Source organism: Eubacterium aggregans, from assembly GCF_900107815.1.
Lineage (GTDB): Bacteria > Bacillota > Clostridia > Eubacteriales > Eubacteriaceae > Eubacterium_O > Eubacterium_O aggregans.
In genome coordinates this window covers 1-12,133 of the sequence record NZ_FNRK01000029.1, presented here as the reverse complement: position 1 = coordinate 12,133, position 12,133 = coordinate 1, and the positions used below count along the sequence as shown (strand labels likewise).

Here is a 12,133-nt window from a genome sequence, read left to right as displayed (position 1 = left end):
AAATTTAGGAGGAATACCGATATGTCGATGACACCAATGTCCAATTCAGAGTATTTAGACAGAGTCCAGTTTGCAGAAGAATTAGCGGAGCTGGAAGCCCTTGTGAAGGCTTCAGAATATACTTACGAAGGCCTGGCAAAGGCATTAGAGGTCAATAAAGTGTGGCTGACCAGCGCCATCAAGGGTCAGCAATGGGTGCCCGAGGAATACTGTGAGAAATTAGCAGCGATTCTGGGAGTCTCCGCTGATCAGACGCTATTCCTTAGTAACCATCCCTATAAGGGGAATACCGACCCCATCCTCTATCGCCTCCACGAGGTACTGGATACCTACGGCCCGGCCATTAAGGAGCTCATCCACGAAAAGGGCGGCAACGGCATCATGAGTGCCATCGATTTTTCCATTGATGTGGACGTGGTCCCTGACGAACACGGGGATCGTGTGGTTATCACCTGGAATGGTAAGCTGCTCAAATACAGCAAAATGGGCCAGTACCCCTGGTAGGCGGCCCATCATGTTTAATGAAGAATTAGAAATGGCCGCCAAAGGGGCGGCAGCAAAGGCGGGGCTGCTGAAGAGCAACCCCACCGGTTATTTTATCGCCTCAGTTCTGGCGGGGATGTACATTGGCTTTGGGGTGCTCCTCGCCTTTTCGGTGGGCTCCTTGTTTACCGGAGCCGTTGGCGGTAAGCTGATGATGGGCTGCTGCTTCGGCATCGCCCTGAGCCTGGTGGTCATTGCGGGAGCAGAATTATTCACAGGGAATAATCTGGTGATGACCATCGGGACCCTGAAAAAGACGGTGACCGGTGCCCAAACCTTTAAGGTATGGGTCGTGTGTTACCTGGGGAATATCGTCGGTTCGATTCTGCTGGCCTTTATCTTTGTGGGCTGCGGACTGGCCACCGGGGATACGGCTGCTTTTATGGCGTCGGCAGCAGCCACTAAAATGGCCCTGTCTCCCCTGGCCCTCATCTGTCGGGGCATCCTGTGTAATATGCTGGTGTGCCTGGCGGTGTGGTGCGGCTTCCGCTGTAAATCCGAAAGCGGTAAGCTCATTATGATTTTCTGGTGCCTCCTGGCCTTTATCACCACCGGCTTCGAGCATAGCATCGCCAATATGACCCTGCTCACCGTTGGCCTCCTGGCTCCCGGAGATGCGGCCATCACCATCGGCGGTTGGTTTTACAACGTCCTTCTGGTCACCCTTGGGAATATGATCGGCGGTATTCTCTTCGTCGCCCTTCCCTACCTGGCCATTGGTAAGAAGAAAGCAGAATAAAAGGGATGGATGACACCATCATCATCCGTCCTTTATAATACCTCCATGAGCATCCGGCCGACGCCGTCCTCGTTATTGGTATAACGGGTGATGGCATCGGCTGTTTTTTTGACCGCCGCTTCGCCGTTGGCCATGGCTACACCCATGCCGGCGTAGGACAGCATGGCCGCATCGTTGGCGGAATCTCCAAAGGCGATGACGGCCTCCCGGGGGATGTTCAGCTGACGACAGAGCTCCGCTAAGCCCGTGGCCTTGGAGAAGCCCTTAATGGCGATTTCCAGATAGAAATCCCCCACCCGGAAGAAATCGAAGGTCTGTGAAAAGGGCGCGGCGATCTCCGGGGTATACTGGTCCAGGATTTTCCCCGGGGCCACCACCAGCACCTTGGGCACCGGGAAGGTGACCGCCTCAGCCATATCCGCCACTACAGTGAAGGGAATGCCGATATTGGAGCGTTCAAACTCCACCTTGTAGGCCTCGGGGTCGGTGACGTAGTAGGATTTGCCGTCATCCACCATCACCGCCACTGGGAAATCCTTTAGATGGGTGAGCATGGCAGTGACGGCATCGGGGGCCATGTTCCGGCTGTACAGCAGGCTGTTGTCGGCGGCATCCACAATCCGGGCACCGTTGTAGGAGATAAGAATGCCGTGGTAGCGGTCAAGCTCCAGCACCTCCCGCTCCCGGGAAAGCCCCGGGGCAGGGCGGGCCGAGGCCAGGGCCACCCGAATGCCCTTTTGCTGGGCCCGGAGTAGTACCTGTTTTGTGATGGGGGTGATCTGCCGTTCGTCGTTGTTGAGGGTGCCGTCTAAGTCCAGGGCGATGAGTTGGTAGTTCATGTTTTTGTCTCCGTTTCTCAATTCTAAAAATGATAGGATGAAACACGATGTTTTTATGAGGGATGTGCAGGGTGTTTCGGTGTGCATCAATTAACCATTGGGAGTGTAGGATTATTATTAGTAGTATAGCATAAGAAAAAATACCCCTCAATCGAGTTTAATCGCCTTAAAATATTCATATCTGACCTGGGAAGCCATGCTTTTTGTCTAAATTGCGAAATACGCATGAATGATTTCATATCGCTTGCGTATAGCAATCTTTTTGTGCTATACTATCCGTGAAAGGATGTGATTGTATGGCACGAACCGCTAGTATTTTTACTCGTGTTGAACCGAGTATCAAAGAACAGGCAGAGGAAGTTCTTGACCAGCTTGGAATTCCGATGTCTAATGCTGTTGGTATGTTTTTAAGACAGGTCGTGCTGCAGCGCGGCATTCCATTTGAAATGAAGCTGCCTGGAAATGCTCCTACTGTCTTTGGCGCACTTACCAAAGAGCAGTTTGCAGCTGAAATCAATAAAGGACTGTCTGATATAGATGCTGGCAGGGTGTATTCAGCAGAGCGTATTGAAGAGGAAATGGATAGGGATTTCGGTGTATGAGTTGGAAAATCAACTATTCGGCTCAGGCACGACAGGATTTGAGAAGCCTTTATGAATATATTGCCACGGAGTTCTGCGCTCCGGATACGGCAGCAAATCAGGCGCGACGGATCATGCAGGGAATTCGAACCTTGCAGGATATGCCGATGCGTCATCGCCTGTATGAGGCTGAACCTTTTCACAGCATGGGGCTTCACTTCATTCCTGTGAACAATTATTTGATTTTTTATCTACCGAAGGAAGCAGAAGAAGTTATCAATATTGTTCGTATTATGTATGGCGGACGTAATATCCGAGAGCAACTGAATGAAATAATTGAATTTTAATGGGGGAAGCATCTGTCGAAAGCCAGGTGCTTTTTTTAAACACTGCATTTATTTCCAGCGATGGGGAACCTTGCAATACCCTGGATTTCTGTGCTACAATAAACCCATTAAAAAAACAGGAGGACGACGGAATGCGCACTTTTTCTTGCTAAGGACAGGCAACATCAAATCGTAAGGGGGAATCCCCTCGCTTTGTTGTGCCTTGTGCAGGAAAAATGCCCTTCCATCCGTCTGCCTCATTAACCAAGCCCCCCTCCGAAATCTTAGGGGAAGTGGGTGTTTTGGGATTAATTGCGATGTATCGGAGCTGTGGGATTTTCCTGCGGCTCCCTCTCTTTTTTGAAGGGGAACCTTTCAAAGGAGGACAGAACGTATGTCGCAGATTGCGATTTCTAAATTAGGCTTTACCTACGAAGGAAGCCATGAGATTATTTTTGACAAGGTGGATCTGGTACTGGATACGCGGTGGAAGCTGGGACTCATTGGACGCAATGGCCGGGGAAAAACGACCCTGCTAAAATTGCTTTGTGGGGAATTCCCCTATACCGGCAGCATCACAGCCACCGTCGATTTTGATTATTTTCCCTACCCGGTGGCGGACCCCGGAAAGCCTACCCGGGAGGTGGTGGCAGGCATCGCCCCGGAAGCCATGGATTGGGAGGTGGAGCGGGAGCTTTCCCTGCTGGAGGTGGATGAGGCAGTTTTAGAGCGCCCATACCACTTGCTTTCTGGAGGGGAGTCCACCAAGGTTTTGCTGGCGGCTTTATTCCTCAAAGCCCATCGCTTTTTACTCATCGATGAGCCAACAAACCATCTGGATGAAGGGGGACGGGCTGCCGTTAGCCGCTACCTTAAGGGGAAACGCGGGTTTATCGTGGTGTCCCATGACCGCCATTTTTTAGACGGCTGCACCGATCATATCCTGGCCATCAACCGGCGGGGGATTACCCTGCAGAAGGGAAATTACACCTGTTGGCGGGAGGAAAAGGAACGCCAGGATCGGTCAGAGGAGCATCAAAATGCCAACCTGAAAAAGGAAATCAAACGGCTGAAGGCCGCGGCTAGGCAAAGGGAGAATTGGTCGGATCAGGTTGAAAAAACCAAGAAGGGCACCCGGGTGGCAGGGCTGCGTCCGGATCGGGGGCACATTGGGGCCGTGTCTGCGAAGATGATGAAGCGGGCCAAGGCCATCGACTCCCGACGACAGGACGCTGTGGCGGAGAAGTCGGCCCTGCTTCAGAATATTGAAAACCTGGGGGAACTGAAGCTCACCCCCCTTCCCTACTGTAAGAATAATATGGTCACGGTGGAAGGCTTTACCATCGACTACGGGGAGGGGGCGCTGTTTGCCCCTCTATCCTTCACCCTGTCCCGGGGTGATCGCATCGCCCTCCGGGGATGTAACGGCTCCGGGAAATCCAGCCTGCTTAAATGTATTTGTGGCGGGCCGGTTCCCCACGCAGGGGAATGCCTGGTAGGCAGCGGCCTGGGCATTTCCCGGGTGTGCCAGGATGCCCGGGAGGTGGTGGGAAATCTCAAGGATTATGCAGAAAGCTATGGGATCGAGGAAAGCCGCTTTAAGGCCATTCTGCGGAAGATGGGCTTTGAGCGGGAGCACTTTGATGGGGTGTTAGAGGCCATGAGCCCGGGGCAGAAGAAAAAGGTGATGCTGGCCCGAAGCCTTTGTGAATCCGCCCACCTTTACCTTTGGGATGAACCCCTGAACGATATGGATGTCCAGTCCCGGGAACAGGTGGAGGCACTGCTTTTGCAGTCCCAAGGGACGATCCTCTTCGTCGAGCACGATCAGGCCTTTTGTGAGGCCGTGGCCACCCGGGAAATTGTGTTGAGAAAGCCACATTAATCTTTTGATGCTATCTGGCGACAATAGGCCTCCCGAATCGCGGCCCCCTGCGCCATGGCATAAACCCGATCCCGATACCCACGCACAGGAAGTACCCCCATGAGGGAATTCGTCAGGAAGACTTCATCACAATGGGTCAGGGTTTCCGGGGTGATGATTTCCTCCCGAATGGGGAACTTTTCCATTAAAAACTGACGCAGCACCCCATTGAGCAGACCACAGGAAACCGGGGGAGTGATAATCTGGCCCTGCTTGATCCCGAAGAGGTTGGACACGGCACCCTCGGTCACCTCTCCCCTGGTATTGGTAAAGATGACCTCATCGTAGCCCAGGGCCTTGGTCCGCTGCTTTTCCAGATAGAGGTCCCCATAATTACAGGATTTGATGTAGGTCAGGGGTGAAGTTTCATTGCGCAGTACGGGGCTCATGGTGATGTGAGCCCCTTTTTCATAGAGTGCCTCAGTGTAGGGGTTATCCCGTTTCTGCACCCACATATTTTCAGCCGTCACTAGGATTTTTATGGCGATGTGCTGCTGCCCCCTGGCGAGTGCCACCAGTTGGGCGCGGACTGCTTCACGGTGGTAGCGGGGATTGGAGAGGGCCAGTGCCCCAAGCCCGGATTCCAGACGATCCAGATGTGAGTCTAAAAAAAGCGCCTGTCCCCCTTCAACGGCGATGGTTTCAAATACCCCTAAACCAAATTGGAAGCCTGAATCAGGCGTTAATGGATGCACAGTAGTCCCTCCCCCAATAAATATCTGAAAACGCCTTGGCCTTTTGGAGGGTTTCCGCATATTCTGCGGCTGGGTCTGATTCACAAGTGATGCCGCCCCCAATTCCAATATGGTGTTTTTGATTCTGAATGACTGCAGTTCGGATGACGATATTCAGGTCGCAGCTGCCATCGAAGGAGAGATAACCGATGGAACCGGTGTAAAGCCCCCGCCGGCTGTGCTCCAGCTGATCGATGATCTTCATGGATTCGATTTTGGGTGCCCCGGTGATGGAGCCCCCGGGGAAAACAGCCCTTAAAATTTGGTCAAAAGAGCATTCCTTTTTAATTTTCCCAATAACCGTGGTCACCAGATGATGGACGGTGGCAAAGGAGTGGATGGCAAAGGGGTCCACAACCTTAACAGACCCGGCTTCACAGATTCGGTTCAGGTCGTTTCGCTCCAAATCGACGATCATCAAAAGCTCGCTATGGTCCTTGCCGGATTGCTCCAATTCCTCCCGCAGCTGCCGATCCTCTGCAGTGTTTTTCCCTCGGGGACGGGTTCCCTTAATAGGCTTGGTTTCGATCATGCCATCCTTAATTAAAAGAAAGCGTTCCGGGGAAGCACTGACAATCTCAAAATCACCGTAATGGAGGTAGGCCCCAAAGGGTGAGGGATTGGTTTTTCGCATCCTTAAAAACAACTCAAAGGCATCCATCTCACAGTGCACCTGCATTTGCTGGGTGAGATTGGCGATATAGATATCCCCCTCCACGATATGGTCAATCATTTTTTTTACGGTTTTTTCGTAATCTTCCCTGGAAAAATTAAAAGATTGCTGGGCCGCACCCCGGTGGACCGCACCCTGGGGTTTAGGGGGGTGGCTCAGTTTTTCCAGCAAGGTTTTTATATTATGCTCCCATGTGGGCAGCCCTTTGGAGCTGGCCAGATAAACTTCCTTTTTTAGGCGATCGAGGATCAGATAGTCGTCATAGAAGCAGAAAAGGGCCTCTGGAATTCGCACCTCCTTGGGGTGGGATAGGGAGATTTTTTCAAATTTACACCCAAAATCGTAGCTAAAGTAGCCAATGCCGCCGGCAATCATGGGCAATACCGAAAGATTATCGCTTCGGTTTTCTTCTAAGATGGCGTTTAACCGTTCTTCAAAGGGGATGTCGATGGCTCTTCCGTTTTCGTAGGTAATGCCGTCCTCCTCCTTTAAAATCAGGTAGGGGTGAAGGCCGACCAGTGAATATCGGCCATTGTCCCCCACCAGGGAGGAATCCAGGATGCTGCACATGGCATAATCCTTGCAGATGGTATAAATTTCCTCAGGTGTTTTTTTAAGTTCCAATTTACGAACGTGGGTCGTCATTCTGTTCTCCTTGACAAATGGTCATAAAATTTCGGACGAGCTGATGGCCAAATTCCGTCATGACGGCTTCGGGATGAAACTGCACGCCGTAAATGGGATGCTTCCGATGCCCAATGGCCATAATGGTGCCCTGGGCATCTACCCCATCGATGCGAAGGTCCCCGGGAAGGGTCTCCGGGGCCACCACCAGGGAGTGGTAACGGGTCACCTGGAATGTTTGGGGGATCTTCTTAAACAAGGGGGACCCCGTATGGGTGATTTGAGTCACCTTCCCGTGCATGGGCCGCTCCCCCTTTTCAATGGCCGCACCGTAGTGATGGGCGATCATCTGATGGCCCAGGCAGACCCCAAGGATGGGAACCCGGCCCTCGTAGTCCCGAAGGATATCCCGGACAATATGGTTTTCCTCTGGGCGCTTCGGCCCCGGGGAGATGATGATCCCCTCCAGCTGATGCCCTTGGTAAAGGGTCTCGATTGCGGCTCGGCGGAGGGCATCGCACCGAGTAACCTGGACATTGGCGCCCTCCTCCCTTAAATAAGCCGCTAAATTATAAACGAAGGAATCGTAGTTATCAATTAGTAGGTACATTTTTGCTCCGTTTCTTAGAAATAAGTATAACTCGTTCCGGTGCTTTGCACCTGCACTCGTTCACGGCTGCGCCGTGTGAAGGTATGGCTAACAAGACTCTTATAAAAGCAAGCTTTTAACGCCCCTTATTAACCACACCTTCATACTTCTGTTAGCTTACGCGAAAAAAAAATACTGCCAAAAACAAATAAGCTTTGTCTTCGGCAGTATTCTAAATTCAGGCACACCGTTGTGTTCGATTCTTTTTTATCACTATAACAAAGGTGTCTTCACCTGTCAAGAAAAAGGGCTGTGGCTTTATGCATCAGTAAAGACTTCCTCTGCCACGGCCTTGAGGGTATTGGCTGAGGCCTGGAGCTTTTGGATTTCCTCTGGGGATAAGGGTGTGGGGACGATGGCCTCCACCCCCTCGGAGCCTACAATGGCGGGTAAGCTCAGCACAATATCATCAATTCCATATTTATGGTGGACCATGCTGGAGATGGGAAGAACGGACTTTTCATCCCGGACGATGGATTCGCAGATTCGGCGGACCGCCATGGCCACCCCGTAATAGGTGGCTCCCTTGCGTTTGATAATGGCGTAGGCGCTGTCCTTTACGTCCTGATACAGCCGTTCCATGGCACCGTCGTGGTCCATGTGTCCCCGCATTTCACAGAAATCGTGGATGGGAACCCCGGAGACGCTGGCTCCGGACCATACCGCCAGCTCCGAATCCCCGTGCTCGCCAATGATAAAGGCGTGGATATTCCGGCTGTCCACACTGAGATGCTGGCCCAGGAGATACTTAAACCGACCGGAATCCAGGACGGTCCCCGATCCAATCACCCGATTTTCTGGAAAGCCCGACAGACGGATGGCTGTATAGGTCAGGATGTCCACCGGATTCGATACGATGAGGAGGATTCCCTCGCACTGCCGACTGGCAATTTCAGGAATGATGGATTTGAAAATAGCGACGTTTTTCCGGACCAGATCCAGGCGGGTCTCCCCGGGTTTCTGGGCGGCACCGGCGGTCACCACGATGATGGCCGCATTGACGATATCATCATAATCCCCGGCGTAAATATTCATGGGGCGGGCGAAGGGTAGCCCATGGCTTAAATCCATGGCCTCACCCTCGGCCCGGTCCCGATTGGCATCGATGAGGACCATCTCGGAGAACAGGCCGCTTTGCATCAGGGCAAAGGCTGAGGAGGAGCCCACCATGCCACAGCCAATGATGGCGATTTTTAAGGGGTTAATGGGGTATTCTTTTCGATTCATTGTTAGGATAACCAACCTTTCGTTTTTATCCACTATATAAGATAGAACTTAAGGAATTCATAAAAAAGAGCCCCCTTAAGGAGCTCTTAAAGTACCATTATAGTTTATTCCCGCATTCCCCACAAAATTTAGTGCCGGGATCGTTTTGGGTACCACATTGGGGGCAGAGGCCAGGGGCTCCACCAGCCAGCTTCGCTCCGCATTCCAGACAGAATTTCAGGGTACTCGATACCGGCGCACCGCAGTTTTGACATTTGGGAAGGGCCATGGATGCCCCACAATGGCTGCAGAATTTACCGCTGCCTGCGGGCTTGCCACAGGCGGGGCAGATGGTGGCCTTTTCCTCGATGGTGCCCGTCCACACCGTGGCTTCAGAGCCGGCCTCGTCAATATTGCGACGCATGGCATCCGCCCGGGCCTGGGCCACATACACATCCTGACGTGGGGCACAGTCGGTGCACAGACCAGCCTCCTCATTAAAGCAGGTATCGCAGACGTAGTGGTTACAGCCCTGACAGCGGTGGAAATGGGCCTGGGCCTCTTCCTGGGCGGCGAAGAATGCCTCCTCATGCTCCCGCTGCCAGTCCGGGGACATGCCATCAAAGCGTTCAGACAGCATGCTGGCCCCCCGTTCTAAGGAATAGCCCACATTACCCAGCCGACCACCTACAAATTGGCCAAAGACATCCAATCCCTTGGAAATTCCCCGAAGCCCCTGGCCCTGCTTATAGGTTTTCGATTCAATAAAGGTGCTTTTGTAGCCATCGCCACAGACATCACAATAAAAGGTGAATTGAAAGCCTGCATCCGTCGAGTCATCCTGATAATTACGGGTAAAGGATTTTAACATGGTAATCAACCTCCATATCTTGGAAAACAAAGACAGCCATCGAAAAATTGAGTCCTGTACCCCTCCCTTCCTATCGCTCAAACATGGGGTCTTCATCTCTTGTCTTGTCTATGACGATCAATGATGATGATTTCATTTCATCAAAGAGGCATTTTTGTTATTATAGACCCTTTGAGTACAAATTTTCCTTAAATCCATTGGAATTGAAGTGGGTTTTATTTAAAGTGAATAACGAAATTTCTGAAATAAATCTGAAATTCATGTTAAGAATGATGGAAAAATATTGATTTTTCACTCAAAATGCCTTACAATAGCTTTAGCACTCAATGATAAAGAGTGCTAATAATTTTGATTAAAATTGAGAATAATATAAAGAAAGTGAGTGAAACATATGGCAAAGAAACAATTCCAGGCTGAATCCAAGCGGCTCCTGGACCTCATGATCCATTCCATTTACACCAACAAGGAAATCTTCCTCCGGGAAATCATCAGCAACGCCAGCGATGCCATCGACAAGCGTTATTTTAAAACCGGGGAGTCGGGCTTAAGCCGCAGCGACTACCAGATCCGTGTGGCCGCTGATAAGGATGCCCGCACCCTCACCATCTCCGATAATGGGATCGGGATGACCGAAGAGGAACTGGAAAACAATTTGGGCGTTATCGCCCAGAGTGGTTCCTTGGACTTTAAAACCGAAAACGCCGAACAGGACGGCACCGATGTCATGGACATCATCGGGCAGTTTGGGGTAGGTTTCTACTCGGCCTTTATGGTGTCTAAAAAAATTACTGTACGCACCAAGGCGGACGGCAGCGATCAGGCTTATCTCTGGGAATCTGAAGGGGCCGATGGCTACACCATCACCGAATGTGACAAGGATGGGGTCGGTACTGAAATCACCTTAGAGCTCATGGACGATACTGAGGACGAGAAATACTCCGAGTATCTGGATGAATGGCGGCTAAAGGAACTCATCAAGCGCTACTCCGACTACATCCGCTACCCCATCGTGATGAATGTGGAAAAGCGAAGCCTTATCGAAGCCACTGATGAAGAAAAGGAAAAAGAAGATTACGAACCCCAGTACGATGTGTACTATGAGGATGAAACCATTAACTCCATGGTGCCCATCTGGAAGCGCAGCCGCTCTGAGGTAGAGGACGACGAGTACAACCAATTCTATAAGGATAAGTTCTACGACTACGCCGATCCGGCTAAAATCATCTCCACCAACGTGGAAGGATTGTTATCCTACAACGCCCTGCTCTTCATCCCCTCCCAGGTGCCTTATAATTTCTACGCCAAGGACTTTAAACGGGGACTGCAGCTCTACTCCTCCGGGGTCCTCATCATGGACAAGTGTGAGGATCTGCTCCCAGATTACTTTGGCTTTGTCCGGGGTCTCGTGGATTCCCAGGACCTCTCCCTCAATATTTCCCGGGAAATGCTCCAGCAGGACCGCCAACTCAAGGCCATCGCCCAGCGTCTGGAAAAGAAAATCATTTCCGAATTAAAGGAATGGATGCTCAAGGATCGGGAAGCCTATGAAGCCTTCTTCAAAAACTTTGGCCTCCGACTGAAATTTGGGATGTACGATAACTTCGGCACCAATAAGGACAAGCTCCAGGATCTGGTCCTCTTCGCCAGCTCCACCGAAGAAAAACCCACCACCTTCAAGGAATACGTGGAACGGATGAAGGAAGATCAGAAGTACATCTACTACGCCACCGGGGAATCCGTGGATAAAATCAAAAAGATGCCCCAGATTGAAATGCTCATGGACAAGGGCTACGAAGTGTTGCTGTGCACCGAAGAAGTGGACGAATTCGCCCTCAAGGTCCTCCAGAGCTACGACGAAAAGGAATTTAAATCCGTGGCCGATGACGATTTAGGCATCGAGCTCACCGAAGAAGAAAAGAAAGCAGCGGAAGAAAAGAACGAAGAATCCAAGGATATTTTAACCGCCGTGAAGGAAGCCCTGGGGGATAAGGTGGCTGAGGTCAAACTCTCCACTCGCCTGAAAAGCCACCCCGTGTGCTTCGCCACCGGCGAAGGCCTTTCCCTGGAAATGGAAAAGGTTCTGGCCGAACAGGCCAAAGCCATGGGCCAGACCCCGGATATGATGATGAAGGCCCAAAAGGTCCTGGAAATCAACGGGGACCACGCCGTCTTTGCCGGCCTGAAAAAAGCCGCCGAAGCCAAGGACGATGCCCGGCTGAAAAAATATGCCGAGCTCCTCTACGACCAGGCCCTCTTAATTGAAGGTATGGCCATCGAAGACCCCGTGGCCTTCTCCAACCTCATCTGTGAATTGATGGTATAGGCCATCGCGGTTGGCTTTGCAAAACGCGAAGCGTGAAGCAAAGACATAGGGGCCTATCCTATGAGCGAGAGCGAATAGGCCCCGGTACCCGATGGTCCGCA

General features: G+C 51.5%; 12 protein-coding genes. 6 read left to right on the top strand and 6 right to left on the bottom strand.

What is annotated here, in order from left to right; genetic code table 11:
• Window positions 1-21: 21 nt before the first annotated feature.
• Complete coding sequence (gene cynS, locus BLW33_RS12315; protein ID WP_242911673.1) at window positions 22-504, top strand: cyanase; 483 nt, start codon at window positions 22-24, stop codon at window positions 502-504.
• 10 nt (window positions 505-514) lie between these two features.
• Window positions 515-1,282, top strand: a complete 768-nt coding sequence (locus BLW33_RS12310; protein ID WP_090309344.1) for a formate/nitrite transporter family protein — start codon at window positions 515-517, stop codon at window positions 1,280-1,282.
• 32 nt (window positions 1,283-1,314) lie between these two features.
• Here BLW33_RS12310 and BLW33_RS12305 read toward each other — a convergent pair whose 3' ends face one another.
• Window positions 1,315-2,121, bottom strand: coding sequence for a Cof-type HAD-IIB family hydrolase (locus BLW33_RS12305; protein ID WP_176966727.1), 807 nt, complete (start codon window positions 2,119-2,121; stop codon window positions 1,315-1,317).
• Window positions 2,122-2,417: 296 nt separating this feature from the next.
• On the opposite strand from BLW33_RS12305, the gene BLW33_RS12300 reads away from it, so the two are divergent.
• From BLW33_RS12300 to abc-f, 3 genes are all read left to right on the top strand, one after another.
• Window positions 2,418-2,723 carry a type II toxin-antitoxin system RelB/DinJ family antitoxin gene (locus tag BLW33_RS12300; RefSeq protein ID WP_090309339.1) on the top strand — a complete coding sequence of 102 codons (306 nt, stop codon included), beginning with the start codon at window positions 2,418-2,420 and terminating at the stop codon, window positions 2,721-2,723.
• Entirely contained in the window at window positions 2,720-3,049 is a 330-nt protein-coding gene (locus BLW33_RS12295) for a type II toxin-antitoxin system RelE/ParE family toxin (RefSeq protein ID WP_090309336.1), read from the top strand. The genes BLW33_RS12300 and BLW33_RS12295 overlap by 4 nt, the downstream gene beginning before the upstream one ends.
• Before the next feature lie 373 nt (window positions 3,050-3,422).
• Window positions 3,423-4,913, top strand: coding sequence for a ribosomal protection-like ABC-F family protein (gene abc-f / locus BLW33_RS12290; RefSeq protein WP_090309334.1), 1,491 nt, complete (start codon window positions 3,423-3,425; stop codon window positions 4,911-4,913).
• Here the strand turns inward: abc-f and BLW33_RS12285 are convergent.
• The 5 genes from BLW33_RS12285 to BLW33_RS12265 form a co-directional block, all read right to left on the bottom strand.
• A complete protein-coding gene (locus tag BLW33_RS12285; protein ID WP_176966726.1) occupies window positions 4,910-5,647 on the bottom strand; it encodes an aminotransferase class IV in 738 nt (245 codons plus the stop codon). The two genes, abc-f and BLW33_RS12285, sit on opposite strands and share 4 nt — an antisense overlap.
• Window positions 5,628-7,004, bottom strand: a complete 1,377-nt coding sequence (pabB, locus tag BLW33_RS12280; RefSeq protein WP_090309330.1) for an aminodeoxychorismate synthase component I — start codon at window positions 7,002-7,004, stop codon at window positions 5,628-5,630. The genes BLW33_RS12285 and pabB overlap by 20 nt, the downstream gene beginning before the upstream one ends.
• Window positions 6,985-7,593: an anthranilate synthase component II gene (locus tag BLW33_RS12275; protein WP_090309327.1), complete on the bottom strand. Its 609-nt coding sequence runs from the start codon at window positions 7,591-7,593 to the stop codon at window positions 6,985-6,987. Before BLW33_RS12275 ends, pabB begins: the two co-directional genes overlap by 20 nt.
• A 297-nt stretch (window positions 7,594-7,890) precedes the next feature.
• Window positions 7,891-8,859, bottom strand: a complete 969-nt coding sequence (locus BLW33_RS12270; protein ID WP_090309325.1) for an L-lactate dehydrogenase — start codon at window positions 8,857-8,859, stop codon at window positions 7,891-7,893.
• A gap of 97 nt (window positions 8,860-8,956) precedes the next feature.
• Entirely contained in the window at window positions 8,957-9,709 is a 753-nt protein-coding gene (locus BLW33_RS12265) for a zinc ribbon domain-containing protein (RefSeq protein ID WP_090309322.1), read from the bottom strand.
• 391 nt (window positions 9,710-10,100) lie between these two features.
• On the opposite strand from BLW33_RS12265, the gene htpG reads away from it, so the two are divergent.
• On the top strand, window positions 10,101-12,032 hold the full coding sequence (htpG, locus tag BLW33_RS12260) for a molecular chaperone HtpG (RefSeq protein WP_090309319.1): 1,932 nt from the start codon (window positions 10,101-10,103) through the stop codon (window positions 12,030-12,032).
• The last annotated feature ends 101 nt before the right edge of the window (window positions 12,033-12,133 follow it).

Excerpts from the sequence above, each read along its gene's own strand:
- cynS (WP_242911673.1), top strand. The coding sequence starts at position 22 with ATGTCGATGACACCAATGTCCAATTCAGAGTATTTAGACAGAGTCCAG.
- BLW33_RS12310 (WP_090309344.1), top strand. The coding sequence starts at position 515 with ATGTTTAATGAAGAATTAGAAATGGCCGCCAAAGGGGCGGCAGCAAAG.
- BLW33_RS12305 (WP_176966727.1), bottom strand. The coding sequence starts at position 2,121 with ATGAACTACCAACTCATCGCCCTGGACTTAGACGGCACCCTCAACAAC.
- BLW33_RS12300 (WP_090309339.1), top strand. The coding sequence starts at position 2,418 with ATGGCACGAACCGCTAGTATTTTTACTCGTGTTGAACCGAGTATCAAA.
- BLW33_RS12295 (WP_090309336.1), top strand. The coding sequence starts at position 2,720 with ATGAGTTGGAAAATCAACTATTCGGCTCAGGCACGACAGGATTTGAGA.
- abc-f (WP_090309334.1), top strand. The coding sequence starts at position 3,423 with ATGTCGCAGATTGCGATTTCTAAATTAGGCTTTACCTACGAAGGAAGC.
- pabB (WP_090309330.1), bottom strand. The coding sequence starts at position 7,004 with ATGACGACCCACGTTCGTAAATTGGAACTTAAAAAAACACCTGAGGAA.
- BLW33_RS12275 (WP_090309327.1), bottom strand. The coding sequence starts at position 7,593 with ATGTACCTACTAATTGATAACTACGATTCCTTCGTTTATAATTTAGCG.
- BLW33_RS12270 (WP_090309325.1), bottom strand. The coding sequence starts at position 8,859 with ATGAATCGAAAAGAATACCCCATTAACCCCTTAAAAATCGCCATCATT.
- BLW33_RS12265 (WP_090309322.1), bottom strand. The coding sequence starts at position 9,709 with ATGTTAAAATCCTTTACCCGTAATTATCAGGATGACTCGACGGATGCA.
- htpG (WP_090309319.1), top strand. The coding sequence starts at position 10,101 with ATGGCAAAGAAACAATTCCAGGCTGAATCCAAGCGGCTCCTGGACCTC.